The organism is Streptomyces sp. NBC_00207, from assembly GCF_045160965.1.
Classification (GTDB): Bacteria; Actinomycetota; Actinomycetes; order Streptomycetales; family Streptomycetaceae; genus Streptomyces.
This window is the reverse complement of record NZ_CP130715.1, coordinates 3,832,308-3,858,274: the sequence shown is the minus strand read 5'-3', so window position 1 is coordinate 3,858,274 and position 25,967 is coordinate 3,832,308. Positions and strand designations below refer to the sequence as shown.

The following is a 25,967-nucleotide window of genomic DNA, read 5'->3' as shown; positions in this document are numbered from 1 at the left end:
GGACTCCTCGACGCCGTTCGAAATATCCACTTCTGTACCTCATGGTGTCTACCCGATGGCCGGTGATTCCGCTCCGGACGGGCGTAAATCGGTCGCGTGGATCGCCCCTCCGCACTAAGCTCGCGCGCTTTGGCCGACGTAGGAACGACGTGGAAAACGGAGGGATACGGTGCGCCGGAGAGTGCGTCTCTACCTGGCGGTCGCGGCAGGGGGGTTCAGGCGGTACGCCACCTACGGGACGGCGACCGCGGCCGGGGTCTTCACCAACACCACGTTCGGTTTCATCGTCGCGTACACGTACATCGCGCTGTGGGACGAGCGTCCGGGGCTCGGCGGCTACGACCAGGCGCAGGCCCTGACCTTCGTGTGGGTGAGCCAGTCGCTTCTCGCCGCGGGGGCGTTGATCGGGGGCGGCTTCCAGGAGGAGATCCAGGAGCGGGTGCGCACGGGCGACATCGCCGTCGACCTGTACCGGCCGGCGGACCTCCAGATGTGGTGGCTCGCGGCCGACATGGGCCGGGCGGGATTCCAGCTGCTGGGGCGCGGGCTGGTCCCGCTGGTGGTGGGTGCGCTGGCGTTCCGGCTGGCGCTGCCGGCCGATCCGCTGCGCTGGCTGCTGTTCCTGCTCTCCGTCGCGCTCGGACTGGTGGTGAGTTTCGCGGTGCGCTACCTGCTGGGGCTGCTCGCCTTCTGGCTGATGGACGGGTCCGGGATCAACATGATGGCCACCGTCGTCTCGATCTTCTTCTCCGGGATGCTGCTGCCGCTGACCGTCTTCCCGGGCGGCTTCGGCGAGTTCGTGCGCGTCCTGCCGTGGGCGGCGATGCTGCAGGTTCCGATGGACGTCCTGCTGGGCAAGCACGCGGGGGCCGGGGGCGCGGCCGGGGCGCTGGGGTTCCAGGCCGGGTGGGCGCTCGTACTGCTGGGCGCCGGGCGGCTGCTGCAGTCGGCGGCGACGCGGAAGGTGGTGGTCCAGGGTGGCTGAGGTGGAGGCCGTGGAGGCGGCGGGGGCGGTGGCGGCCGGGGCCGTCGAGGTGCTGCCGGGGCGGGAGTTGGCGGCCCTGGGAGCCCGGCCGCGTGGCGGGCGCGATCGGGTGCGGGAGGCCCGGGAGGGGCTGCGCGGCTACGGGCTGATCGTGGCGATGTGGATCCGGTCGACGATGACGTACCGGACGTCCTTCGCGCTGTCGGCCTTCGGGAACGCGGCGATCACCCTCCTCGATTTCGTCGCGATCTTCATCATGTTCTCCCACGTGGACGTCCTCGGGGGCTTCACGCTGCCCGAGATCGCCCTCCTGTACGGGTCCTGCTCGGCCTCCCTGGGCCTGGCGGACCTGTTGATGGGGAACACCGACCGGATCGGCGCCCGGATCCGGGACGGCTCGCTGGACACGATGCTGGTGCGTCCGGTCCCGGTGCTCGCGCAGGTGGCGGCGGACCGGTTCGCGCTGCGCCGGCTGGGGCGGGTCGTGCAGGGGCTCGGGGTGCTGGGCTGGGCGCTCTGGACCCTGGACGTGGACTGGACGGCCGGGAAGGTGCTGATGGTGCCCGTGATGATCGTGGCCGGGGCGGCGATCTTCGCGGCGGTGATGGTGACCGGGGCGGCCTTCCAGTTCGTCGCCGGGGACGCGGCGGAGGTGCAGAACTCCTTCACCTACGGCGGCTGCACGATGCTGCAGTACCCGCCGACGGTCTTCGGGAAGGACCTGCTGCGCGGGGTCACCTTCATCGTGCCGCTCGCCTTCGTCAACTGGCTGCCCGCGCTGCACGTGCTGGGGCGGCCCGATCCGCTGGGACTGCCCGGGTGGGTCGCGTACCTGAGCCCGCTGGTGGCCTTCGTGGTGTTCCTGCCCGCGTCGCTGGCGTGGCGCGCGGGAGTCCGTTCGTACCGAAGCACGGGGAGCTAGCTGTGGCTGACACGGATGCGCTGATCTCGCTGGACGGGGTCGAGAAGGTCTTCGACGTACGGCGCCGGGTGAGCCTGATGCGCCGGGAGAAACGCCGGGTGAGGGCGGTGGACGGGATCAGCTTCGAGGTCGCCCGGGGCGAGATGGTCGGCTACATCGGGCCCAACGGCGCCGGCAAGTCGACCACGATCAAGATGCTGACCGGCATCCTGACCCCGAGCGGCGGCCGGCTGCGGGTCGCGGGCATCGACCCGTCGCGGGAGCGGATGCGCCTCGCGCACCGGATCGGGGTGGTCTTCGGGCAGCGCACCACGCTGTGGTGGGACCTGCCGCTGAAGGACTCGTACGGGCTGATGCGGCGGATGTACCGGATCCCGGCGGCGCGGTTCGCGGAGAACCTGGAGCGCTGCGTGGACCGGCTGGACCTGGCGGAGCTGCTCGACGTGCCGGTGCGGCAGCTGTCGCTCGGGCAGCGGATGCGCGGGGACATCGCGGCGGCGCTGCTGCACGATCCGGAGGTGCTGTACCTGGACGAGCCGACGATCGGGCTCGACGTGGTGAGCAAGGCGAAGGTACGGGGATTCCTGCGGCAGTTGAACGAGGAGCTCGGGACGACGGTGCTGCTGACCACGCACGACCTCCAGGACATCGAGCAGCTGTGCGAGCGGGTGATGGTGATCGACCACGGGCGGCTGATGTACGACGGGGCGCTGGAGGGTCTGCACGCGGCGGGCTCGGCGGGTTCGGCGGGGGAGAGCGAGCGGACCCTGGTGGTGGACCTGGAGCGGGAACTCGCGCCGATCGAGGTGGCGGGTGCGCGGGTGGTGAAGGTGGAGGGTCCGCGGCAGTGGCTGGCGTTCCCGGCGGGGACGTCGGCGGCCCCGCTGGTGGCGGCGGTGGCGGCGGACTACCCGCTGGTGGACCTGTCGGTGCGGGAGCCGGACATCGAGGACGTGATCGCGCGCATGTACGCGGGCCGCGGCTGATCCTTCGGCTCGGTCAGGGGAAAACCGGGGTCGTTCTCAGGGACGTGCCCAGGGCCTGCCCGTACAACTCCCGGGAAACCCTGCATAGTCTGGTGCGCATGAGTGACGATCGGCCGGAGAAGCCGTTGCCGGAGCTGAGGGCGTCGGATGCCGACCGGGACCGGGTGGCGGAGCGTCTGCGGGACGCCGTCGCCGAGGGCCGGCTCGACATGGAGGAATTCGAGGAGCGGCTGGAGGCGGCGTACAAGTCCCGGACGTACGCGGAACTGGAACCGCTGACGCGGGACCTTCCGGCGGCGGAGGGGCCGGCCGCGCAGCCGGTACCGGTCGCCGAGTCGGCGGCGGCGCCGTGGGCCGGGCGGATCGGCGGGGCGGGCACCTCCACGCTGGCCGTCGCGGTCATGTCGGGGTTCCAGCGCAAGGGCCGGTGGACGGTGCCCGCCCGCTTCGACGCGGTGGCGTTCTGGGGCGGCGGCGAGCTGGACCTGCGCGAGGCGGACTTCGCAGAGCGCGAGGTGGTGATCAACTGCGTCGCGATCATGGGGGGCATCGAGATCACGGTGCCGCCGGGGGTGGAACTCGACGTACGGGGCTTCGGCTTCATGGGCGCCTTCGACCAGCGCCACAGCCCGGGCCCGTCCCGGCCGGGCGCCCCGCGGGTGGTCGTCACGGGCTTCGCCTTCTGGGGCGGCGTGGAAATCAAGGTCAAGAACCCGAAACCCCCGCTGAGCGGCCCCTCCCTCCGCAAAGAGCTGTAGCGCCACGGCCCGCGCGGGCCGCCTTGCGGGGCTTGGGGCCCGGGACCGGATCCCGACCCGAAGCCCTTGCCCGCCACAGGGCCTCCGCCGGTCGGCGCGGGCGAGCCGCCCTGCCGGCCCCGGGCGGCCGACCCGGCGGAACCCGCCGGGCCGGCCGCCCGAGCCGGACCCGCCGCGGGAGCGGCACGGCGGGGCGCGAGGCCTCCCGTACGGCTCGTCGAGGGAGCGGCACAGGGCGGGTGCGGGGTCTCCCCGTACGATCCGGCCGCCCTGCGGAGCCCGCCGGGCCGCCCGCCGGGCCGGACCCGCCGCGGGAGCGGCACGGGCGGGTGCGGGCCTCCTGTACGGCTCCTCGCGGGAACGGCACGGTGGGGCGCGGAGCCTCCCGTACCGCAGCCCCGCGGGAGCGGAAGGGCGGGGCGCGGGGCAGCCCGTACGGCTCGTTACGGGAGCGGCACGGCGGGGCGCGGAGCCTCCCGTACGGCCCGTCGAGGGAGCGGCAAAAGGCGGGCGCGGGTCTCCCGTACGGCCCGTCCCGGGAGTGGCACGGGCGGGCGCGGGGCCTGTAAGGCCCCGCACATGAGTGGCACGGCGGGGTGCGGAGCCTTCCGTACCGCAGCCCCGCGGGAGGAGCGGTACGGCGGGGTGCGGGGCCTCCCGTACGGCCCGTCGCAGGAACGGCACGGGGGGCGCGGGCCTCCCGTACCGCAGCGCCCGCGGGAGCGGACGGGCGGGGCGCGGGGCAGCCCCGTACCGCAGCCCCCGCGGGAGCGGACGGGCGGGGCGCGGGGCAGCCCCGTACCGCAGCCCCCGCGGGAGCGAAAGGGCGTGGCGGGAACTCCTCGGGCCTCCCGGGAGTCGGATGCTATGCAGACAAAACCGGCGCCCCCGGGGGAAGGCAGGAGCACGTGGAGAACCGCAGCACAGCCGGAGGCACAGCCCCGCCACCATCACCGGCGCCGCCACCCGTACCGCCCCCCGCCCGCGGTGCGTTCGTGTTCAACGCCGCCGACGAGGAGCGTCGGCGCGGGGTCCGGCGGATGAAGACCATCGCGACCGGTCTGCTGGTCCTGGTCGCGCTGGTCTACGTACTGGCGAAGTACGCCCAGCACGCCTGGGGCGCGGGCGGCTGGGCCGCGTACGTGGCCGCCGCGGCCGAGGCCGGCATGGTCGGCGCGCTCGCGGACTGGTTCGCCGTCACGGCGCTCTTCAAGCGGCCGCTCGGCCTGCCCATTCCGCACACGGCGATCATCCCCACGAAGAAGGACCAGCTCGGCGTCACCCTAGGCGAGTTCGTCGGCGAGAACTTCCTCTCCTCCGACGTGGTCCGGGCCCGCCTCCACGCCCTCGGCATCGGCGGCCGCCTCGGGGCCTGGCTGGCCGAGCCCGCCCACGCCGACCGGGTCACAGCCGAGCTGGCGGCCGCCCTGCGCGGGGCCCTGACCGTACTGCGCGACTCCGACGTCCAGGCCGTGGTCGGCGAGGCGATCACCCGGCGCGCCGAGACCGCCGAGATCGCGCCGGGCATCGGCAAGACCCTGGAGCGCGTCGTCGCGGACGGCGGCCACCGCCGGGCCGTCGACCTCATCTGTGCCAAGGCCCACGACTGGCTCGTCACGCACGGGGACTCGATCACGGACGCGGTCCAGGGCGGCGCCCCCGGCTGGACCCCGCGGTTCGTGGACCGAAAGGTGGGCGAGCGCGTCTACAAGGAGCTGCTCCGTTTCATCACGGAGATGCGGGACATGCCCGAGCACCCGGCGCGCGGGGCGGTGGACCGTTTCCTGCGGGACTTCGCGGCCGACCTCCAGTCGGACACGGAGACGCGCGCGAGGGTGGAGCGCCTCAAGTCCGAGATCCTGGCGCGCGACGAGGTCCAGGACGTCATCGCCTCCGCATGGTCGGCAATCCGGTCGATGATCATCTCGGCGGCGGAGGACGAGCAGAGCGAGCTGCGCCTGCGGGTCCGCGCCTCGCTGATCTCCCTGGGTGCGCGGCTGGCCACCGACGGGCGGCTGCAGGCGAAGCTGGAGGGCTGGATCGAGGGCGCGGTGGTCTACGTGGTCACCACCTACCGGACCGAGATCACCTCGCTGATCACGGACACGGTGGCGGGCTGGGACGCCGAGCACACCTCCCGCAAGATCGAGGCCCACATCGGCCGTGACCTGCAGTTCATCCGGATCAACGGCACGGTGGTCGGCGCCCTGGCGGGCCTGCTGATCTACTCGGTGTCCCGCGCCTTCGGGGCGTAGGTCGGGCGCGTAGGTCGGGCGCATCGGTTCGGGGCGTAGGTCCGGCGCGTGGGTTCGGGGCGTGGGCAGGGGTGGGCTACGGACCCGGAAGCGGCAGCTCCAGCTGGGCGTGCCCGCGGGCGGTGACGTCCGGCGGCGCGGGGCGGGCCGCGCCCAGGGCGAGGAGTGCGCGCAGCGCGGCGATCACGTCGGCCGGGCGGTCCCGCAGGATCGCCGGGGTCGTGCTGGCGACCAGGACTCCGCGGGACTCCAGGCGCAGCCGGCGGTGCAGGGTGGCCTGCCAGGCGTCGCGCGTGTAGTGGTACTCCGCGGAATCGACCTCCAGCGCCACGCCCTCCTCGGGCCAGTACGCGTCCGGGCTGGCGAGGAAGGCGCCGTCCGGGCCGTAGAGGCGGGCGTTCCACAGCGGGGCGGGGAGGTCCGTGGCGGCCAGGGCGTCGCGGGCGCGGCCTTCGGCGATCGAGCGGACTCCGGCGAGCAGTTCCGTGGCGGCCTCGCGGACGGCGGGGCGGTGCCGGATGCGCCCGGCGCGCAGTTCGGCGTGCAGGTCGTGCGGGTGGCACCAGCCGCCCTGGACGACGTTCGCGAGTACGGAGCGCACCAGGTCCGGGTCCTCGGTGCGGGCCGCGAAGTCCGCGGCGGCCCGGACCGGGCGGCTGCTGGGGACGCCGTGGATGTGGATGGTCGCGGGCCAGCGGGAGGTCGGGCCGGGGCGGACGCGGCCGGCGGCCGCCACCGTGCGCGGGGAGCGGACGAGGACGTGCAGCGGGTCGGGCGGGGCGCCGCGGATGCCGAGGAGCGCGAGTGCGGCCCCGCCGGTGAGTGCGGCGGTCGCCCCGGACAGCGGATCGGCGGCCGGCTCGGCGGCGTACAGGACGGCGGACAGCGCTTGTTGCCTGGGGTCCGGCGGGCCGGTCTGCAGGAGGTACACCCGTGGCAGGAGCCGTTGCCAGGGCCCTCCGTGGCGGCTGCGGCCGCTGATGGTGGCGGCCGGGATCCCGGCCTGCCTGAGCTGGTGGCGGGTGGCCAGGTTCAGCTGGCGCCGTGCGACGGCGATACGCGTGATCACGCCCGGGGTATGCCCGGTGGGGTGCGGGCGATGCTCAGGCCGAGGGGTGGTTCGGGGCGAGGAACACGACGACGCCGTTCTCCGTTCCGGGTAGCGGGGTGACCTCGTGCCAGCCGAGCCGGCGGTAGGTGGCGACGGTGTCGGTGGCCACGCGTGCGGTGAGGAGCCAGGCGCGGGCGTCCGGGGCGTCGGCGGTGATCTCGGCGAGGAGGGCGCGGCCGGTGCCGTGGCCGCGCGCGTGGGGGCGTACGGCGAGCTCGTCGATCTCCAGGGCGCCGATGAGGAGTTCCCGTACGCGCTGCCGGCCGAGCTGCGCGGTGACCTGCCCGTAGGCCCGGTCGGTGGGGAAGGTCTTCGGGGTCAGCCAGGCGGTGGCGAATCCGTCGATGCCGAAGGCCGACTGGGCGAAGGCGGTACGGAACCCTGTGCGGCGGCTGTCGGCCTGGAGCCGGGCGGAGAAGTGGCGAATGGTTTCTTCGTCTTCGTTCCACGGTGGCGCGGAGAAGACCTCGCTGTAGGCGTCGGCCAGTTCGTCCGACAGGTCCAGTACGGCCGGTCCATAACAGATCACGTTTGCAGCTCCTTGGGCCGGCTTGGGCGGCTTAGGTCGTATCGCCCCTCTCAGAGAGTGAATCTACGCCGGGAAGGTTCCCTGGAGGGCAGGTGCGCGGATCCGGAGGGTGTGCGACAAATCCGACTTCCGTACGGTGCCGCGAACCGCCCGTATCGGCGGCGCGGGGGCGGGCGTTGAACTCGGCAGAGCGCGAGGCCGAACCCATGGCGCGAACCGCAGGACCGCGGGACCGTAGGAATCGCATTCAGCGCAGGAATCACACGAACCGCAGTAACCGCACGAACCGCACGACAACCCGGAGCCCAGCGTGCCCAACACCCTCATCACCCGCGTCCTGGTCGCTCTCGGGGGCTGCGCCGTGGCGTTCTTCATCATCCTGGGGGTGATCGCCGTCCTTCCCCGCGCGGTTCAGGACACCGTCCCGCCCGGTGTGCTCGGCGGAGCCGTCGTGGTGCTGGGCGTGGCGGCCGCCCGCCGCTTCACCCGCCGGCCGCGTTAGCCTCGACCGGTGACGTCCGAACGGCCGGAGGCCCCCACCATGGCGCAGATCCCCACCTCACTCGTGGCCGCAGGCGGCCTCGTCGGCGGCTACGCCGCCGCCCGCTGGACCGGCAAGCGCCCCCTCGGCGGCGTGGTCCTCGCGGCCGCCGGCACCGTCGCCGCCCGCGAATGGCACCGCCGCACGTCCCCGACGACGACGGCCCTCCTCGGCGCGGCCTACCTCGCCGCATTCGCGGGCTCCCACCCCCTGGCCAAGAAGATCGGCCCCTGGCCCGCGGTCTTCACGGCGGCCACCACGATGGCCGCAGCCGCCTACGCGGCGGCGGACCGGTAGGGCGCCGCTTTCGGATCCCGCCGGGCCCGCCTAGCCGCTCAGGTTGCTCAGCCCGCCCAAGCCCCTCAGGCCCTCAACAGCCCCTCAAGCTTGTCGAACCCCTGGGACCAGCCTTCGTCGTGCAGGGCGAGCCGCCCCTCGGTGGCGAAGCCGCCCTGCACGAAGACGAGGCGGGTCGAGCCCGTGCCGTCGTCGTGCAGCTCCAGGATCACGATCGTCTCCCGGTCCTCGGGGTCGGGGTCTTCCCAGCAGAAGGTGTACGACAGCAGGGCGGGCGGCTCCACTTCCAGGAATTCGCCGGTGAGGAAGAAGGAATCCCCTTCGGGCGGCTGCATCTCGATCCGATAGACCCCACCGGGCCGCAGATCGCTTTCCACCCGGGGAATGCAGAACCCGTCCGGCCCCCACCACTTCGCCAGCTCCACGGGATCGGTCAGGGCCTGGAACACCACCCCGGGCGCTGCCGGGAACATCCGCACCATACGGAGCCTGAGCGCACCATCCTGAGTCATCACGCCCCCAGACATGCGGCGGCAACAGCGGACCCCTCCATGGTAAAAGCCCGGACCCACCCTGTCGCAGGGACGACGCAGCACTGCTCGTAGCTGACCCTGGGTTCACAGGTGGGCCTAGGGGGTGTCTTGGACAAGCATGCTGCGCGGACGAACGAACGGTCCCGATGAGGTGCTCCGCACAAATGCAGTTCGAGGCCATGCAAGTGCGGCAGCCACCGAAGGCCCATGCGGGGCAGGTCACCCCGCGGCAATCGCCGAGTACGTCCAGACATCTGCCGAGATCTCATGGTGGAGCTTCCAGACAATGCCCATCGGCTTGCTGCCCTTGTGCTCGACGTATTCGGCGGGGCCAAGGAGCATCCAAGGCTGAGGGCCGCCGATGTCGGTCTTCTTGTATCGACGGACGAAGAGGAGGACATGGGAGCCCTTCTCCACATGGGTCTGATATCGGACTCCTGTCGGGGAGCTATCCGAAGTCTGATTTTGGGACTCCCAGTGGAACATGGACTCGCTCATGGCGTAGTCCTTGTACCGAGTCTGCGGAGAGAAGTCTTTCTCGTCCTTCTCGAGTGTGATCAACAGGGCATCGGTCTGGATGTTCTCGCACCACTTCACACCCTCACGGAAGTGGCCGGGCATGAAGCCGCCGACAGATGATTGTCCCAGCGCGGGGAGGATTTCTTCACGGCTGTACGAGGAGTGGATCGTCAAAGGTAGGCCGGCGTGCTCCCCGAGCATCGGCACGGGAATGTGATCCGCGTGCTCGAGTACGTGTGCAAGGGCCTGCCGGAGTTCGCCCCGGAAGGCCTGCTGGGGCCGGAGGGTGTCGAAGCCAGCTTGGTAGCTGTCGAAACCTCCGAGCGGCCAGAGGGAGAAGTACAGCATCCGGGCGTATGCCTGACGTTGGCCATCGAGGTCGCCGTACGCTGGAGCGTCGTCCTTGAGGAGATCTGTGTATGCAGCTACGCGGATGGGGTCATCGACGTGCAGGAAGGCGGAGACTCTCTTCAGGAGCGCCTCTTCGCCAGGGGGAGTGACTGACTCGAGCAGTTTTGCTCGACGGAGCAAGCCCGTCCACGAGTTACCGGTGCCGCGGTAGAGCTCCTTGATCTCACGTCCGCTCTCAGCGAGGTAGTCGGAGAGTCGTGGCTGCGCGTAGGCAGCAACCTCTCGAGCGAGTTGGGTGACGTTGACCCCGAGCTGACTGCGAATGTTGTCGATGATCAAGTTCTTGGCCTTGGGCTCAAGGATGATCTGACATCCGGATGGCAGCTGGGGAAAATCGTGCTCGATGTTGGCGAGAAGGCGGTTGCGTGTCAGGTTGGTCAGTGCCCGGAACTGTTCCTCGAAGCGGAACTCCTTACGATGCTGACCGATGAAATCGAGGACCGTCAGCACGGCCTTGCCCTCAGTGCGTCGAAGTCCACGTCCCAGTTGCTGCAAGAAAACGGTGGCACTGGATGTGGGGCGCAGGAGGAGCAGGGTGTCGACATCGGGGATGTCGAGGCCCTCATTGAACAGGTCAACCGAGAAGATTGCCTGGAGGTTTCCGGATCGCAGCATGTCGAGAGCTGCCTTCCGCTCCTTCTCGGGCGAGTCGCCGGAAAGCCAGGCAGCGTTGAGGCCGGCTTTCTGGAAAAAGTGCGCCATGAATCGAGCGTGTGCGACCGATACGCAGAACCCGAGCGCACGCATGGAACCCGCATCCATGACCTTGTCGCGGACTGCCTTGACGACTAGTCGGGCGCGAGCATCGTTACCGGTGAAGAGGGAACTCAGCGCCTCTCTGTCATAAGCACCACGCTTCCAGCTGATGGCGCTCATGTCTGTGCTGTCAGTGATGCCGAAGTAGTGAAAGGGGCTCAGGAGGTCGTTCTCAAGAGCCTCCCACAATCGCATCTCTGCGGCGATGCGACCGTCAAAGAACTCGTCTTGGACGTTGCGGCCGTCCATTCGCTCTGGCGTGGCCGTGAGGCCGAGAAGCTCTAGGGGGTCGAAGTGGTCGATGATCCTACGGTACGAGGGCGAAACGCCGTGATGAAACTCGTCAATGACGATAACGTCGAAATGGTCAGGGGAGAATTGGTCCAGCCCGCGAGCATTGAGCGATTGGATGCTGGCGAACACGTGGTCCCAGTCGTTTGGGATATCTCCGCTATGAAATTCCTGCCCGAAGTTTGCGTCGACCAGCACCTCCTGGTAAGTGCGCAGGGACTGGCGAAGGATCTCCTGACGGTGGGCGACGAAGAGAAGACGCATCCTTCTGCCGTGCTTCTGCACCAGGTGTTTGTAGTCGAGGGCAGCCATGACCGTCTTACCGGTACCCGTCGCCGCCACCAAAAGGTTGCGGTGACGATCGTGTACTTCGCGCTCGACCTCAAGCCGTTCGAGCATGTCTCGCTGATGGGGATAGGGGCGCACTTCCAAGCCAGACAGGCTGATCTTTCGCTCACCTGGGTGGGTCGTACTGCGACTGGCTTGTCTCAGTGCCTCGGCGAGGCGATCACCGTCCCTATCGGGGTCGTACAGCTCGAAGGTCGATTCGCTCCAGTACGAGTCAAAAGTGGCTTCGAACTTGTCGATGACAGCTGGGGTGGCAACAGAAGACAAGCGGACGTTCCACTCGAGACCGTCAAGGAGTGCGGCCTTCGAGAGGTTGGAGCTGCCCACGTACGCGGTGTCGTATCGACTGTTCCGGCGGAACAACCATGCCTTTGCGTGCAGTCGCGTTGATCGGAGCTCGTAGTTGACCTTTACCTCGGCGTTGAAGTCGCGGACCAGTCGATCGAGGGCGCGACGCTCAGTGGCGCCGATGTACGTCGTCGTGATGACCCGTATCCGGACACCGCGATCGTGGGCGGCCTTCAAGGACTGCTCGAGTACCCGCAGCCCGTGCCACTTCACAAACGCGCAGAGTAGATCGATACGATCTGCAGTGGCGATCTCCGCGCGCAGTTCGAATCCGAGGCTGGGATCCTCCGGCGAGTTGGTGATCAGAGCGGTCTCGGTGAGAGGGGTCGCAGGGCGAACCCCGTAAGCACCCGGTGCCTCTTGCTCGGCGATGGCGAGCAACTGGCGCGGACCGTCGACCACGAGGTCGACCCACTGGGTCGCTCCCTCGATGGTGGTCAATGAGGAGAGGATCTGGTTCGCAGCGACTACCTGCTCGGCGGGTGTCAGGCCCTGGAGGATGCGTCGCACAGTCTGGGCGATGTGGCGAGTGAGCACGTGAGGGGTGGATCCATCTCGCACTTCTCCCTCGATGGAGCGCCAACCGGCATCGTTGAGCTCTTTGAGGCGCTGCTCAAGCCGGGTGGTGATCAGAGTCTCGTACAGGCCGGCAATCGGCGTTGCTTGTTGCGTGAGCTCCTCAGGCACCAGCGTGTCTCCTCGTCTGCTTGATCGCTCCTGCACTTCTATCAAGCGGGACCGACTGCAGTGTTTGACCCCGACCGCACACCTGTACATTTCCGGCCAACTCGAGTCTCATTTTGATCGCCATCCATCTACTGATGGCGATCGCTGCATAGCTTCGCGCTGTGACTATGCGGGACTTGCTCATAGACGTGGCCCAGAAATATGACCGTCGATCCGGGTGCGGGCGGGGTGTGCCCGGCCAAGACCTACTGAGAAGCGTTGCTGCCCGTGAAGACCTGTCGTTACCGGATGGGTGGGTCGCGAGTGGACATGGAGGTACCGGTAGTGCTGCCAGTTCACCCTGGATTGGGGTATTTGATCCTGAAATCAACCTGAAGTCGCAGCGCGGCCTCTACCTTGCCTACATCTTCAGCACGGACCTCTCCTCGGTGACCCTCACGCTGCAGCAAGGGGTGACGGAGCTGGAGAGGAAGATCAAGAAGAGGAAACCTTTCCTCACGCATCTTGAACGGCAGGCGACGAGGCTGTTTGAAGCGTTGCCGCCCAAGCTGGTGACTGACTGGAACCATCGCCCATCCTTGGGCGGCGATCCGGGCTCACTTCCTGAGTCGTACGAAGTGGCGAGCGTGGTGGCGCGGCGCTATGAGATCGCTTCGCTGCCACCGGAGGAGGTACTGAATCGCGACATGCGCGTCGCGGCGAGCCTGCTCCAGAGAGCCGCCGCGGCTCAGCGGTCTCTCCGTTCGACGGAGGGCGAGGAAGTTCCTGGCGGAGAGGCTTCGTCGAGTGATCCCCTATCGGGGTTCCAGCCGAGGAGCAGCAAGGGGTACGTCGCGAACATAGCCGCCAAGCAGCAATTGAAGAGCCAGCATCACGAAGCCCTCATCGAGGACTTCGGTACGTACATCCAGACTCGAGGCTACCAGCCGACCAACCTGCGCATTCATCCCAAGGACCTGTTGCTGCACCATCAGGAGGCGGCTGGGGAGGGGAGCCCCGAGTGGCTGGTGGAGGTCAAGATGGTCGCCGACGGGAACCCCACGGCAGCGGTACGTGGCGCCGTGGGCCAGCTGCTTGAGTACAGCCACTTCTTGTATCGGGAACGTCAGCGACCAGCGCCCCATCTCCTGGCGCTCTTCAGCGAAGACATCTTGGCGTATGCCCAGTACCTGGAGGCCCAAGGCATCGCGTCCATCTGGCGTGCAGGCGACGGCTGGGCTGGGTCGCCCACCGCCGCCGCTTGGGGAATGGTCGACTGAGCGCGAGGTGAGTGTTGCCCCTCGGCCTCCGTGATCCTCAGCTCTCCTTGCTGCCGTGGCACTCCGCGTACGGCTTGCCCGAGGTGCACCAGCAGGAGGAGGTGGGGGTGGGGGGCCAGGGGGTGGCTTTGCCGCGGGCGGCCAGGGTGGTGGCGTATTCGGCCAGGAGAGACGGGGAGGCCGGGGAGGTCTTTTCGGAGGCTGCGAAGGCCTCGTATGACGGGACGCTCGCGGTGACGATGCCGAGGTTCGTGGTGCCCGAGGCGGCGAGGGCGCGGAGGGAGGTTTCGATCTCCCTCAGGTGGGCCTCGTGCGAGGTGTACTCCGAGGCGAGCGTGGGGTACGAGGTGAGGAGTTCGGCCAGTTCGCGCGCGGGCCAGTGGAGGATCGCCACCGGGAAGGGGCGGGAGAGGGCCGCGCGGCGGTCGCCCAGTTCGGCGCGCAGGCGGGCGATCTCGGCGCGCAGCTCGGCGGGGTCGTCGGAGCCCAGTGCCCAGATGCGCTTCGGGTCGTGGAGCTCGTCGAGGGGGATCGGGCCGATGTGGCGGGTGTCCGCGACCATGTCCCAGTCGTCGTGCGGGCGTCCGAGGAGGCGGCGTACGCGGTGGCGGCCCGTCAGGAGGGCGGTGGTGGCCTGGGTGAGCGGGTCGTCCTCGGTGATGAGGAGGGTCGCTGCTTCCGTGAAGCACTCGTGCGAGGCCTCCAACTCGTCGTGGGCCTCCAGGGCTTCCGCGATGACCTCCCACGGCGCCGGGTCCTTGGGGGAGGCGGCGCGGATGCCCGAGATGAGGGCGCGGGCCTCCGCCTCGTGGCCGTACTCCCACAGGTTCGCCGCCTGCAGGGCCTTGATCAGGTGGGGGTCGGAAGGCGAGGAGGACAGGAGCTGGTCGTAGAGGGCGCTCGCCCGGTCGCGTGCGTCGGCCAGTTCGAGGTGGGCCGCGGCCTGGAGGAGCAAGGGCTCCTGGTCCTCGGGGTAGCGGGTCGCCGTGCGGATGAGGCGCTCGGCTTCGGCGATGTGCTCGGCAGGCGTGTCGGGGCGCATGGTTCACACCGTACTGCTGCTGGTCAGTTGACGGGGGAGGACTTAGGGTGCCGCCCGTGCGGGATCACATACGTGTGGTGGTTCAGGGGAGTGGCAGGCGGGCGCGCCGGGTCGGTTTCGTGGGGGTGCTGTGGGGTGCCGCCGAGCTGACCGTCACCGTGGGCGTGGTGGTGTTGTTGCTGGTGGTGCACCAGGTGTGGTGGACCAACCGGCAGGCCGCGGCCGCCGCGCAGGAACAGGTCCAGGCTCTGGAGCGGTCCTGGGGGCGGGATCCCGCACCTGGCGTGGCCGATGGATCTGATGTAACCGATCTTCCGGAGCCGGCTGTGACCGTCCCCCTACCCGGATCCGGAGCCGGACCGGGCCCCGCCGAGACGGGTGCCGGGCCCGAGCCCGGTCGGTCCGCCCGGCCGCCGGCGCGGGACCGGACCGAGCGGGCGTACGCCGTCCTGCGCGTTCCGCGCCTCGGCCTCGTCGTTCCCGTCGCGCAGGGGATCGACAAGCGGGCCGTCCTCGACAAGGGCTACGTCGGGCAGTACCCCGGGACCGCCGGGCCCGGGGAGCGGGGGAACTTCGCGCTGGCCGGCCACCGGAACACGCACGGCGAGCCGTTCCGGTACATCAACCGGCTGCGGGCGGGCGACGAGCTGATCGTCGACATGCGGGGGCACAGGTACACGTACGTCGTCGGGAAGATCATGAGCGAGACGACCGAGCGGGACACCGGGGTGATCGCGCCTGTGCCGCGGAGCCTGGTGAAGCCGGACCAGGGGTACGGCGAGCCCGGCGCGTACATCACCCTCACCACCTGCACGCCCGAGTACAGCTCCAAGTACCGGCTGGTGGTCTGGGGGACCCTCAAGTCGGCCTGACCCGTTCCGTTGTCAGCGGGGCCGGTTACCATCGAACGCGTACGTGAATTCGCGCGCGGGAGTGGAGAGGGGGAGGTTCGTATGGCCGGCGTGTTCGCCCGGGCCTCGCGGGCCCTTGCCGTACTGCTCCCGCTGATGCTGCTCGGGGGAGTCCTCGGACTCTTCGCCGGGGAGAGCGGGCTCGGCGCCGTGGTGGTGGCCCTCGCGGCCACCGTGGCCGTGGGCACCGAGGCCCTGGCCGCCGCCGCACGGCTCGTGCGGCCCGTCCCGCCGCACCGCATACGCACCGCGATACGTGATCGCGAGCAACGCACGGCGTTCCTGCCGCAGCGTGATCCCGACGCCTCGGGCCGGTCGCGGCCCAGGGCGCCCGGCCGTGCCCTCCTGACGGCCGCGTAGGGGCGCGCAGTACATCTCGTTCTCGTTCTTGTTCACGCCTTCTGCTGACTGATCACTGTTGTCGCCCCTCGCGGGTCGTCACGCCGAAATGCACCTCTTTCGACGTTCGACGAGACCCTTCGGAGGGCCCACGTGTCCGTTTTCACCCACCTTGTTGCTGAGCTGGGCCGGCTTCTCGAGCCGGTGCTGGCCCAGTCCGCGACCGCTGCCGCGATCGTGCTGTTCACCGTCTTCGTACGGCTCGCCCTGCACCCGCTGAGCCGGGCCGCCTTCCGCGGGGCGACCCCGGCGGCGGGGTGCCTGCCACTGCTGCTGCAGCTGCCGGTCTTCTTCGTGATGTACCAGGCGTTCTCCTCGGCGAAGGTCGGCGGCGAGGCCAACGAGCTGCTCGGGCACCGGCTCTTCGCCGCGCCGCTGGGCTCCCGGTGGACCGAGGCGCTGGGGGAGGGCGGCCTGTTCGGGGCGCAGGGGCTGGTGTTCCTCGGGCTGTTCGGCGCGATCGCGGTGGTCGCCGCATGGAGTGCGGTGCGGGGCCGCAAGGCGGCGGCCGTGGCCGCCGCCGCAGCTGCCGCTGCCTCCGCGGCGACGCCGGCCGGCCGCGGCAAGGCCAAGCCGGGGGCGGCGAAGGCCAAGCCGGGTGCCAAGCCGGGTGCCAAGGCCGGGGCCGTGGTCGAGGTGAGTGCCGAGCAGCAGGAGGTCATGCGCAAGCTGGGCGGCGTACTGCCCCTGCTGTCCTTCGGAACGCTGATCACGGCTGCCGTGGTGCCGCTGGCCGCCGGGCTGTACCTGCTGACCACCACCGCGTGGTCGGTGGCGGAGCGGATCTGGCTGCAGTACCGAAAGGAGCGGGCCGAGCGCGCGGACAAGGCCGGGCAGGCGGCGCAGGTGGAACAGGCGGCGTAGGCGGAGCGGGCGGCGGCCGGTGGGACGGGCGGCGGCCGGTGGAGCGGGGCGTTCCAGTCCGTGAACAGGGTCTTGCGGATTGGGCGGACATCTTGGAGGATCAACCAATCCTCCGATGGCCGCAACCCATCGGCCGGCCCGCGGCACGCCCCCGGGCCGACCACCCACGACCACGGGAGAATGCCCATGAAGCTGCTGCGTGTCGGACCCGTCGGGTCGGAACGCCCCGCGCTGCTCGACCAGGACGGGACCCTGCGTGACCTGTCCGGCCTGATCACGGATGTGGACGGCGGCCTGCTGGCCGACGACTCCGTGCTGTCCCGGGTGCGGGACGCGGCCGAGTCCGGTGAGCTTCCGGTCCTGGGCGCCGAAGGGCTTCGGATCGGCGCGCCGGTCGGCCGCATCGGCAAGGTCGTGGGCATCGGCCTGAACTACTTCGGGCACGCGGCCGAGATCGGCGCGGAGCCGCCGGCCGAGCCGATCCTGTTCCTGAAGGCCGCGGACACCGTGGTGGGCCCCGACGACACCGTGCTGATCCCGCGCGGCAGCGTGAAGACCGACTGGGAGGCCGAGCTCGGCGTCGTCATCGGCAGCACCGCCCGCTACCTGTCCTCCGCCGAGGAGGGCCTCGCGCACGTCGGCGGCTACGTACTGGTCAACGACGTATCGGAGCGCGAGTTCCAGATCGAGCGCGGCGGCACCTGGGACAAGGGAAAGAACTGCGAGACCTTCACCCCGCTCGGCCCCTGGCTGGTCACCGCCGACGAGGTCCCGGACCCGCAGGTCCTGGACGTGAAGCTGTGGGTCAACGGCGAGCTGAAGCAGGACGGCAACACCTCGGACCAGATCTTCCCGGTCGGCGAGGTCGTCCGGTACCTGAGCCAGTTCATGACCCTGTACCCCGGCGACGTCATCGTCACCGGTACGCCGGGCGGCGTGGCCATGGGCCAGCCGGAGCCGAAGCCGTACCTGCGGGCCGGTGACGTCGTGGAGGTGGCCATCGAGGGCCTGGGCCGTCAGCGCCAGGAGTTCAAGGGCGCCTAGGAACACCCGAAAGGGGGGCGGGACTGTCATCGGCAGCCCCGCCCCCTTTTTGTTGCGTGTGGGTGGGTGCGGTGCCCCCACCAGCTCAGCTCTCGGCCGGCACCAGCCCGGCGCTCGCGGCCGCGGTTCCCTGCGAATCAGACATCGGTGGCGGGAATCTCCACCACCACGCCCTCCGCGGACGACCTGCGGGCCGCCTCCAGTACGTCGAGGCAGCGCGCGGCCTCGTGTGCCGTTACCGGGGCCGGCCCGCCCGTGCGCAGGGCGGCCGCCACCGCCGCGTAGTACGCCGGGTAGTCGCCCGGCTCGGTCGGCAACGGGGTTCCGCCGCCGGTCAGCGGGGACTCCCCGGAGCCCACCCGTCCCCACAGGTGCGGGGGCTCCTCGCCCCAGGGCGTCTCGCCGTCCGGCCGCAGCCCCTCGCGCAGGGCGCCCTCCTGCGGGTCGAGGCCGTACTTCACGTAGCCGGCCCGCGAACCCAGGACGCGGAACCGCGGCCCGAGCTGGGCGGTGGTCGCGCTGACGTACAGGTGGGAGCGGACCCCGTTGGCGTGCGTGACGGCGATGAAGGTGTCGTCGTCGGTCTCGGCGCCCGGGCGGCGCGCGTCGGCCTCCGCGTAGACCCGTACGGCCGGACCGAACAGCACGAGCGCCTGGTCCACGACGTGGCTGCCCAGGTCGTACAGCAGGCCGCCGATCTCCTCCGGGGCGCCCGACTCGCGCCAGCCGCCCTTGAGCTGCGGGCGCCAGCGCTCGAACCGGGACTCGAAGCGCTGGATCTCGCCGAGTTCGCCCTCCGCCAGGAGGCGGCGCAGGGTGAGGAAGTCGTTGTCCCAGCGGCGGTTCTGGAAGACGGAGAGGAAGGTTCCGCTGCGGTCCGCGAGGGCGGCGAGAGCGCGGGCCTCGGCGGCGGTGGCGGCGAGCGGCTTGTCCACGACCACCGGGACGCCGGCTTCGAGGGCGGTGGTTGCGAGGGGGACGTGCGTCCGGTTGGGGGAGGCGACCACGACCAGGTCGAGGTCCCGGTCCCAGAGCTCGGCGGCGGTGGCGGCGATGTGGACGTCGGGGAACTCCGTGCGGGCCTGGGCCTGGCGGGCCGGGTCGGAGGTGACGACCGTGTCGAGGGCGAGTCCGTCCGTGGCGGCCACGAGGGGGCCGTGGAAGACGGAACCGGCGAGTCCGTAGCCGATGAGTCCGACGCGGAGGGGTGCGGGGGAGGAAGGGGAGGCGGGGTTGCTCATGGAACCACTTTGGCAACAGTGTTGTCGAAGTGCAAGGAAGGTGGACAATGGACTCGTGAACAGGGGTAGCGGGGACGGGCGCGGCGGGGTGAACCTGCCGGCGCTGCGCGGGTACAACGAGGCGCTGATGCTGGATCTGCTGCGCGGCGCGGGCCCGGCGGGCCTGGGTCGCGCCGAGCTCGCGGCCCGTACGGGACTGACCCCGCAGGCCGTCAGCAAGATCACGGCCCGGCTCGGCGCGGACGGGCTGGTCGCCGAGGCCGGGCGAGCCGCGTCCACCGGCGGCAAACCGCGCACCCTGCTCCGGCTGGTGCCGGACGTACATCACGCTGCGGGAGTGCACCTGGACCGCGACGAGCTCCGGGCGGTACGGGTGGACCTGGCGGGCCGCGTCGTTGCCGAGAGCGGTGGCCCGCTGGACTTCGGGGCCGGCCCGGAGGCGGTGGTGGAGGCCGTCGTACGGGCGGTCGCGCGGGTCGGAGACCCGGCCGGCCTGCCGCTCCTGGGCGTCGGGGTGGCCGCACCGGGGCCGCTCGACCACCGGGCCGGGACGATGGGGCGGGTGACGGGGTTCCCGAGCTGGAAGGGGTTTCCGCTGCGCGGGGTGCTGCAGCGGCGGCTGGGCCTGCCGGTGCTGCTGGACAAGGACACGAACGCCGGTGCGGCCGCGGCTGCGGGGGCGTGGCTCCGGGCCGCCTGGCCGGATGCGGGTGCCGGGCGTGACGGGGATGCCTGGCGTGGCACGGATACCGGGCGTGGCGCGGATGCCTGGCGTGGCGCCGACGCAGGGCGTGGCGCGGACGTCGCGCCGGATGCGTATGCGTATCCGTTTGCCGACGGAGGGCCCCGCACCTGCGTGTACCTGCACTTCGGGACGGGGCTCGGCGCGGGGTTGTGGCTGGGCGGCGAGGTCTACCGCGGTGAGCGCTCGGCGGCGGGGGAGTTCGGGCACCAGGTGCTCCTGCTGGACGGCCCGCCGTGCCGGTGCGGGGCGCGCGGCTGTGTGGAGGCGCTGTGCCTGGACGCGGTGGCCCGAGGCGATCTTCCCGAGGCGGCACGGATGCTGGGCGAGGCTGCGGCCAATCTGGTCGCGCTGCTGGATGTGGACCGGGTGCTGCTCGGCGGGCGTGTGGTGGCGGCGGCGCCGGGGGTCTTCCTGGAGAGGGTTCGGTCGGCGATGGCCCTCCGGGGGTGGGGGGCCGGGGTCTCCGTCGCGCTCGCGGAGGTGGGGGTGGCGGAGGGGGCGGCGGAGCTGGTGCTGGGCCCTGTGTTCGGGCGGACGTAGCGGACCGCGGCCTGGGCTCTGGCCTGGTCCTGCGCCTCCTTGGCGGGGCCGGACTGGTTCCGGGCTGCATGGGTGTGGCCGGGCTCAAAGATCGGGGCTCCGCCCCGGACCCCGCGCCTCAAGCGCCGGCGGGGCTGAATTGAGACGGCCGGGCTGAAAGATCGGGGCCTTGCCCTGGGAGCCGTGCCTCACGCGCCGGCGGGGCCGGATGGGTGGCCGGGGTCAAAGATCGGGGCTCCGCCCCGGACCCCGCGCCTCAAACGCCGGCGAGGCTGAAATGGTGCGGCCGGGCTGAAAGGTTGGGGCCTTGCCCTGGGGGCCGTGCCTCACGCGCTGGTGGGGCTGAATTGGGGCGGCCGGCTTCGGCGGTTCGGGTGGGCCGGGCGCGCGCCGGGGCGTCTCCTCGGGCGCCGAACGTGGCGGGGGGTCGGCGGGCCGGGCCACGGTGCGTTCGGCGCCCTGCGGGGAGCGCCCCGGCACACACCCCGTCCCCGCGGCGCCCGGCACGGGTGAGGATGTCCGGGGTTGACCCGTCCTGCGATCGGGCGTAAACCGGTACAGCTCAGGCGTGGCGCGTGGGGTGGGGGTCCGCGGGCGTGGCACGGTGCGGGCAGGGCCAGGGTGATTGTCACCTGGTCCGATCATCGTCCCGTCCGGCGAGCAGCGAAGGTCTTCCATGCGACTGCGCAAAGCCCTTGCCCTCACCGCCGTACTCGTAGCCACCACCGCCCCCACCGCGGCCGCGGACATCGGCACCGGCGGCGGGGCCCGACCCGCACCCGCCCTGCCCTCCCGCGCACACGCCACCTGTGGCGACGGGAAGAGCCACGCCTTCCCCATCGGGGCGCGCATCCGCGGCGGCCCGGCCGTGTACCGCACCGGCGGCGGCCCGCAGACCTGGTACCTGGACCTGACCAACACCACGGACTCCGAGTGCACGGCCATCCACCCCGTCGTCGTCTTCACCGACAAGGCCCGCACCCTGCGTCCGGCCCACCTGCGGATGGAGTTCGACGCGCCGGGCGGCCCCTTCCCCGTCAGCCTGGAGCGGAGCGACCGCGACGAGATCATCGCCGTCTTCGACGGCGGCGACGCCTTCGCCGGCTTCACCGTCGGCCCCGGCGGCTCCAAGACCGTCAGGGTCGGCCTCGCCTTCGCCCCCGACGCCCCCACCGGTGAGGTCCTCGCCGACGCCGCCCTCGTCCAGCGCAAGGGTGACGACGGCGACTGGGTCGGCGAGGCCGGCGGCTACCGGTTCTCCGTCGAGGGTCCGGAGGATGCCGGGGAAGCGGGCTCCCTCGCCCACACCGGCCCGCGCGAGTGGGCGTACGGTGCGGGCGCCGTCGCCGCCCTCGCCGCCGGTGGCGGACTCCTGCTGGGAGCCCGACGGCTGCGTACCGCCGATCGCCGCTGATCACCCCCTGCGGGCCCCGCGGGGCCGGGTGTGTGTCGGGGCGCTCCCCGCAGGGCGCCGAACGCAATCCCCTCGGCCCTCCGACCCCCCGCCACGTTCGGCGCCCGAGGAGACGCCCCGGCGCGCGCCCGGCCCACCCGAACCGCCGAAGCCGGCCCCACCCTGAAGGAGCCCCCGACCGCCCCAACCGGCCCGACCGCCCCGACCGGCCGCGCCGCTCAGCGACCCGCATAGAGTCCCACCGTGGAAGAACAGACCCCGCGCCACCGCCCCGGCTCACCCGTGCGTTCCGGCATTCCCGAGCACGGCCGCATCCCCAAGTACTACGCGGTCAAGGCCCGGATCTCCGGGCTGCTCGACGAGCTCGGCGAGGGCGGCGCGCTGCCCACCGAGCGGGATCTCGCCGAGCAGTACGAGGTGTCCCGCGAGACCGTCCGCCAGGCCCTGCGCGAGCTGCTGCTGGAAGGCAGGCTGCGCCGGGCCGGCCGCGGGACCGTCGTCGCCGGCCCGAAGCTGGAGCAGCCGCTCTCCCTCGCCAGTTACACCGAGGGCGTGCGCCGCCAGGGCCGCCGTCCGGGCCGTCACCTCATCGGCCTGGAGCAGTTCCCCTGCCCGCCCGACCTCGCCCCCGGCATCGGTGCCGAGCCCGGCGAGCCCGTCTGGCACCTGGAGCGGGTCCTGCTGGCCGACGACGAGCGCGTCGGCCTGGAGAGCACGTACATCCGGGTGGCCCGCGCCCCTCGCCTGGACATCGATTTCCAGCCGGACTCCTCCTTCTACGGATACCTCCGCGACAGCCTCGGCATCGCCTTCGGCGAGGCCGACGAGAAGCTGGAGACCGTCCTCGCGACCCCCCGCGAAGCACTGCTGATCGGCACCCCGCCGGCCCTTCCCATGCTGCTCATCCACCGCTTCTCGCGGGATCAGGACGGCCGGCCCCTGGAGCGGGTCCGTTCGCTCTACCGTGGTGACCGGTTCAGTTTCACGACCCGCCTGCGGGCCGAATAGCCGCAGGTCGATCCACCCTTACCAGCCGTAAAGGGATATATGAACACCGCACTCTGATCACAGAAAGATAACGGGTCTAGTCCAAGTGTCGAGGGCCGTTCACCGACGCGTTGCCGGACGGATCCCTCCGGGTCACGGTCCGCACCCACCGTTGGCGACGTGAGAGTCATAGTCGTCGGAGGCGGCGTGGTCGGCACCATGCACGCCTGGCAAGCAGTCCAACGCGGCCACGAGGTCGTCCAGATCGAGCGGGAGGCCGAGGCACGCGGCGCGTCCTTGCGCAATTTCGGCCAGATCTGGGTCAGCGGACGGGCCGGGGGAGAGGAGCTCGACACCGCCCTGCGGGCCCGCGAGCTCTGGGAACGCATCGGCGCGGAGGTGCCCGGCATGGGCTTCCGCGCCAACGGCTCCCTCACCCCCGTCCGCACCGACCGCGAGTACGCCGTCGCCGAGGCGGCCCTGGCCCGCCCCGACGCCGCCGCCCGCGGCTACAAGCTGGTCACCGCCGACGAGGCGCGGCAGATCAACCCGGCCCTGCGCGGCGTCTTCGAGGCCGCCCTGTGGTGCGAGCGTGACGCGGCCGTCGAGCCGCGCACCGCCCAGCTCCACCTGCGGGAGGCGCTCAAGGCCACCGGCCGGTACACCTTCCTGCCCGGCCGGGAGGTGCGCGAGGTGACGGGCCCGGGCGCAGTCCGCGACGACCACGGCGACGTGCACCGCGGCGACGCGGTCGTCCTCGCCACCGGCGCCTGGCTGTCCGGCCTGGTCCGCGAGCTGGTCCCCGACCTGCCCGTGCGCCGCGTCCGGCTCCAGATGATGCAGACCGCCCCGCTCGGCGAGCGGCTGACCACGTCCGTCGCCGACGCCGACAGCTTCCGCTACTACCCCGCCTACAAGTCCCCCGCGCTCGACGCCCTCAACGCCGGTCAGGACCAGGCGCCGACCGCCGCCGCGCACAAGATGCAGCTGCTGATGGTCCAGCGCCAGGACGGCGGACTGACCATCGGCGACACCCACGAGTACGAGCACCCCTTCGCCTTCGACACCCTCGAAGACCCCTACGAACACCTCACCGGGGTGGTCGAGGGCTTCCTGGGCCGCCCGCTGCCGCGGATCCAGCGCCGCTGGGCGGGCGTGTACGCGCAGTGCACCGACACCACCCGCGTCGTCCACCGCCAGCAGGTGGCCGACGGCGTCTGGCTGGTGACCGGACCCGGCGGACGCGGCATGACCTGCTCGCCCGCCATAGCCGAGACCACCGCGAACGAACTGGGCTGGTAAGCCAGATGACCGACACCACGGCAAACACCGACACCACCGACACCACGGCAAACACCGACACCCTCAGGCTGATCGTCCTCGACATGGCCGGCACCACCGTCGCCGACGGCGGCCTCGTCGAGCACGCCTTCGAGCGCGCCGCCGAGCGCCTGGGCGTCGAGCCCGGCACCCCCGACCACGCGGCCAAGCTCCAGTACGTCCGCGACACCATGGGCGAGTCCAAGATCACCGTCTTCCGCCACCTCTTCGGTACGGAGGAACTCGCCCGGCGCGCCAACTCCGCCTTCGAGGAGGCGTACGCGGAGCTCGTCGACGGCGGCCTCATCGCCCCGCTCCCCGGCGCCCGCGCCGCCATCGAGAAGCTCCGCGCCGACGGCCGCACCGTCGTCCTCACCACCGGCTTCGCCCGCGTCACCCAGGACGCCATCCTCGACGCCCTCGGCTGGCAGGACCTCGCCGACCTCACCCTCTGCCCCGCCGACGCGGGCGGCCGCGGCCGGCCCTACCCGGACATGGTGCTGACCGCGTTCCTGCGCACCGGCGCCGTGACCGACGTACGCGACACCGTGGTCGCGGGCGACACCGCCTACGACATGCTCAGCGGCCGCCGCGCCGGCGCCGGGATCGTGGCGGGCGTCCTCACCGGCGCCCACGACCGCGCGACGCTGACCGGGAACGGCGCGACCCACGTCCTCGGCTCCGTTGCCGAACTCCCGGACCTCCTCGCGGAGTCGGCGTGAGCGGCATCCGCTTCGACGGGGTCAGCGTCGCCTACGGCGCCGCGACCGTCCTGGACTCCCTCGACCTGACCGTCGAGCCGGGCGAGGTGATGGCGCTGCTCGGCCCCTCCGGCTCGGGCAAGACCACCGCACTGCGCGCGGTCGCCGGTTTCGTACGGCCCGTCGCGGGCCGGGTGCTGATCGGCGGCCGGGACGTCACCGCGCTCCCGCCGCACAAGCGCGGCATCGGCATGGTCGTCCAGCAGTACGCGCTCTTCCCGCACATGCGGGTCGAGGACAACGTCGCCTTCGGCCTCCGGGCCCAGAAGGCACCCAAGGCCGAGATCCCGGGCCGGGTCGCCGAGGCCCTGGAACTGACCGGCATGGGCGCCTACGCGCGGCGCTACCCCCGCGAGCTCTCGGGCGGCCAGCAGCAGCGCGTGGCCATCGCCCGCGCGCTCGCGATCCGCCCGGGGGTGCTCCTGCTGGACGAACCCCTCTCGGCCCTCGACGCGCAGCTGCGCTCCGGGATGCTCGCCGAACTGGCCCGCCTGCACCGCGAACTGCCCGACGTCTCCATCCTCTACGTCACCCACGACCAGGTCGAGGCGCTCACCCTGGCCGACCGGATCGCCGTCATGGACAAGGCCCGCCTCCAGGACTGCGGGACCCCGCAGCAGCTGTACCGGGCCCCGCGCACCGAGTTCACCGCGTCCTTCGTCGGCAACGCGAACCTGCTCCCGGTGACGGTGGCCGAGTCCGGCGCGGTCTTCGAGGGCCGCGCCCTGACCCTCGACCGAGGCCGCGCCGCGCCCGGCGCCACCGCCACCCTGTGCGTACGGCCGCACCTGCTCGGCCTCGGGGCCGGCCCCAACGCGCTGAGCGGCACCATCGCCGAGGTCCAGTGGCGCGGTTCGACGCACCGGCTCTACGTCGACGTCGACGGCCACCGGGTCAAGGCGGACCTCCCCGAGCTGCGGGAGACCCCGGCGCTCGGGGACAGGGTCACGCTGCACTTCGAGCCGCGCGACGCCGTGCTGCTGGCCGCCGGGGTGTCCCGTGCCTGATGCCGTCCGGCGGCCGGCCGCCGCGCCCGCGCCTCAATCGCCGGCTGGGCTGGAGTGTGCGCAGCCGCCCGTGGCCGGGCAGACTTCGGGCCCCGCCCCGAGCCCCGCGCCTCGATCGCCGACGGGGCCGAAAGATCGGGGCGCTGCCCCGGACCC

24 protein-coding genes are annotated in these 25,967 nt (G+C 71.4%); 18 read left to right on the top strand and 6 right to left on the bottom strand.

Annotated elements, in window-relative coordinates; translation table 11 throughout:
- The first annotated feature begins 181 nt into the window (after positions 1 to 181).
- The 5 genes from OG472_RS18405 to OG472_RS18385 all read left to right on the top strand — a co-directional run bounded on the left by OG472_RS18405 (position 182) and on the right by OG472_RS18385 (position 5,906).
- A complete protein-coding gene (locus OG472_RS18405; RefSeq protein ID WP_401602299.1) occupies positions 182 to 985 on the top strand; it encodes an ABC transporter permease in 804 nt (267 codons plus the stop codon).
- Between the two features lie 157 nt (positions 986 to 1,142).
- A complete protein-coding gene (locus OG472_RS18400; protein WP_401602510.1) occupies positions 1,143 to 1,907 on the top strand; it encodes an ABC transporter permease in 765 nt (254 codons plus the stop codon).
- Positions 1,908 to 1,909: 2 nt separating this feature from the next.
- The gene (locus tag OG472_RS18395) at positions 1,910 to 2,893 is read left to right on the top strand and encodes an ATP-binding cassette domain-containing protein (RefSeq protein WP_405830316.1); all 984 of its coding nucleotides are present in this window, start codon (positions 1,910 to 1,912) and stop codon (positions 2,891 to 2,893) included.
- A gap of 98 nt (positions 2,894 to 2,991) precedes the next feature.
- Positions 2,992 to 3,651 (top strand): DUF1707 domain-containing protein, encoded by a 660-nt coding sequence (locus tag OG472_RS18390; protein WP_405941757.1) that lies wholly within the window; start codon positions 2,992 to 2,994, stop codon positions 3,649 to 3,651.
- 1,040 nt (positions 3,652 to 4,691) lie between these two features.
- Positions 4,692 to 5,906, top strand: a complete 1,215-nt coding sequence (locus OG472_RS18385; RefSeq protein WP_401602508.1) for a DUF445 domain-containing protein — start codon at positions 4,692 to 4,694, stop codon at positions 5,904 to 5,906.
- A gap of 76 nt (positions 5,907 to 5,982) precedes the next feature.
- On the opposite strand, the gene OG472_RS18380 is transcribed toward OG472_RS18385, so the two are convergent.
- Both OG472_RS18380 and OG472_RS18375 read right to left on the bottom strand, forming a co-directional pair.
- Positions 5,983 to 6,975 (bottom strand): hypothetical protein, encoded by a 993-nt coding sequence (locus tag OG472_RS18380; protein ID WP_405941756.1) that lies wholly within the window; start codon positions 6,973 to 6,975, stop codon positions 5,983 to 5,985.
- Between the two features lie 34 nt (positions 6,976 to 7,009).
- On the bottom strand, positions 7,010 to 7,546 hold the full coding sequence (locus OG472_RS18375; RefSeq protein WP_405830312.1) for a GNAT family N-acetyltransferase: 537 nt from the start codon (positions 7,544 to 7,546) through the stop codon (positions 7,010 to 7,012).
- A 310-nt stretch (positions 7,547 to 7,856) separates the two neighbouring features.
- Between OG472_RS18375 and OG472_RS18370 the strand changes: the two genes are divergently transcribed.
- Positions 7,857 to 8,048 (top strand): hypothetical protein, encoded by a 192-nt coding sequence (locus tag OG472_RS18370; protein ID WP_401602292.1) that lies wholly within the window; start codon positions 7,857 to 7,859, stop codon positions 8,046 to 8,048.
- 39 nt (positions 8,049 to 8,087) lie between these two features.
- Positions 8,088 to 8,384 (top strand): hypothetical protein, encoded by a 297-nt coding sequence (locus tag OG472_RS18365; RefSeq protein WP_383568007.1) that lies wholly within the window; start codon positions 8,088 to 8,090, stop codon positions 8,382 to 8,384.
- Positions 8,385 to 8,449: 65 nt separating this feature from the next.
- Here OG472_RS18365 and OG472_RS18360 read toward each other — a convergent pair whose 3' ends face one another.
- Together OG472_RS18360 and OG472_RS18355 are read right to left on the bottom strand one after the other, a co-directional pair.
- Positions 8,450 to 8,857 (bottom strand): SRPBCC domain-containing protein, encoded by a 408-nt coding sequence (locus tag OG472_RS18360; RefSeq protein ID WP_405941755.1) that lies wholly within the window; start codon positions 8,855 to 8,857, stop codon positions 8,450 to 8,452.
- A gap of 279 nt (positions 8,858 to 9,136) precedes the next feature.
- Positions 9,137 to 12,277, bottom strand: coding sequence for a DUF3427 domain-containing protein (locus OG472_RS18355; protein ID WP_405941754.1), 3,141 nt, complete (start codon positions 12,275 to 12,277; stop codon positions 9,137 to 9,139).
- A 167-nt stretch (positions 12,278 to 12,444) separates the two neighbouring features.
- On the opposite strand from OG472_RS18355, the gene OG472_RS18350 reads away from it, so the two are divergent.
- Positions 12,445 to 13,536, top strand: coding sequence for an MrcB family domain-containing protein (locus OG472_RS18350; RefSeq protein WP_405943192.1), 1,092 nt, complete (start codon positions 12,445 to 12,447; stop codon positions 13,534 to 13,536).
- 37 nt (positions 13,537 to 13,573) lie between these two features.
- On the opposite strand, the gene OG472_RS18345 is transcribed toward OG472_RS18350, so the two are convergent.
- On the bottom strand, positions 13,574 to 14,578 hold the full coding sequence (locus OG472_RS18345) for an SEC-C metal-binding domain-containing protein (protein WP_405941753.1): 1,005 nt from the start codon (positions 14,576 to 14,578) through the stop codon (positions 13,574 to 13,576).
- A 56-nt stretch (positions 14,579 to 14,634) separates the two neighbouring features.
- Here OG472_RS18345 and OG472_RS18340 point away from each other — a divergent pair, with 56 nt between their 5' ends.
- From OG472_RS18340 to OG472_RS18325, 4 genes are all read left to right on the top strand, one after another.
- Positions 14,635 to 15,450 (top strand): class E sortase, encoded by an 816-nt coding sequence (locus OG472_RS18340; protein WP_405941752.1) that lies wholly within the window; start codon positions 14,635 to 14,637, stop codon positions 15,448 to 15,450.
- 81 nt (positions 15,451 to 15,531) lie between these two features.
- The gene (locus OG472_RS18335; protein ID WP_405830292.1) at positions 15,532 to 15,849 is read left to right on the top strand and encodes a DUF6412 domain-containing protein; all 318 of its coding nucleotides are present in this window, start codon (positions 15,532 to 15,534) and stop codon (positions 15,847 to 15,849) included.
- A gap of 132 nt (positions 15,850 to 15,981) precedes the next feature.
- Positions 15,982 to 16,752, top strand: coding sequence for a YidC/Oxa1 family membrane protein insertase (locus tag OG472_RS18330; RefSeq protein ID WP_405941751.1), 771 nt, complete (start codon positions 15,982 to 15,984; stop codon positions 16,750 to 16,752).
- 186 nt (positions 16,753 to 16,938) lie between these two features.
- Complete coding sequence (locus OG472_RS18325) at positions 16,939 to 17,796, top strand: fumarylacetoacetate hydrolase family protein (RefSeq protein ID WP_401602273.1); 858 nt, start codon at positions 16,939 to 16,941, stop codon at positions 17,794 to 17,796.
- A gap of 137 nt (positions 17,797 to 17,933) precedes the next feature.
- Here the strand turns inward: OG472_RS18325 and OG472_RS18320 are convergent, their stop codons facing one another.
- On the bottom strand, positions 17,934 to 19,037 hold the full coding sequence (locus OG472_RS18320) for a Gfo/Idh/MocA family oxidoreductase (protein WP_405941750.1): 1,104 nt from the start codon (positions 19,035 to 19,037) through the stop codon (positions 17,934 to 17,936).
- Positions 19,038 to 19,092: 55 nt separating this feature from the next.
- On the opposite strand from OG472_RS18320, the gene OG472_RS18315 reads away from it, so the two are divergent.
- The 6 genes from OG472_RS18315 to OG472_RS18290 all read left to right on the top strand — a co-directional run bounded on the left by OG472_RS18315 (position 19,093) and on the right by OG472_RS18290 (position 25,811).
- Complete coding sequence (locus OG472_RS18315) at positions 19,093 to 20,322, top strand: ROK family protein (RefSeq protein ID WP_401602270.1); 1,230 nt, start codon at positions 19,093 to 19,095, stop codon at positions 20,320 to 20,322.
- 676 nt (positions 20,323 to 20,998) lie between these two features.
- Positions 20,999 to 21,736 (top strand): hypothetical protein, encoded by a 738-nt coding sequence (locus OG472_RS18310; protein WP_401602268.1) that lies wholly within the window; start codon positions 20,999 to 21,001, stop codon positions 21,734 to 21,736.
- A gap of 243 nt (positions 21,737 to 21,979) precedes the next feature.
- Complete coding sequence (locus tag OG472_RS18305; RefSeq protein WP_401602266.1) at positions 21,980 to 22,744, top strand: GntR family transcriptional regulator; 765 nt, start codon at positions 21,980 to 21,982, stop codon at positions 22,742 to 22,744.
- A 159-nt stretch (positions 22,745 to 22,903) separates the two neighbouring features.
- A complete protein-coding gene (locus OG472_RS18300; RefSeq protein ID WP_405830285.1) occupies positions 22,904 to 24,025 on the top strand; it encodes a TIGR03364 family FAD-dependent oxidoreductase in 1,122 nt (373 codons plus the stop codon).
- A 5-nt stretch (positions 24,026 to 24,030) separates the two neighbouring features.
- Entirely contained in the window at positions 24,031 to 24,765 is a 735-nt protein-coding gene (locus tag OG472_RS18295) for a phosphonatase-like hydrolase (protein WP_405830283.1), read from the top strand.
- Positions 24,762 to 25,811: an ABC transporter ATP-binding protein gene (locus tag OG472_RS18290; protein ID WP_405830281.1), complete on the top strand. Its 1,050-nt coding sequence runs from the start codon at positions 24,762 to 24,764 to the stop codon at positions 25,809 to 25,811. The genes OG472_RS18295 and OG472_RS18290 overlap by 4 nt, the downstream gene beginning before the upstream one ends.
- The last annotated feature ends 156 nt before the right edge of the window (positions 25,812 to 25,967 follow it).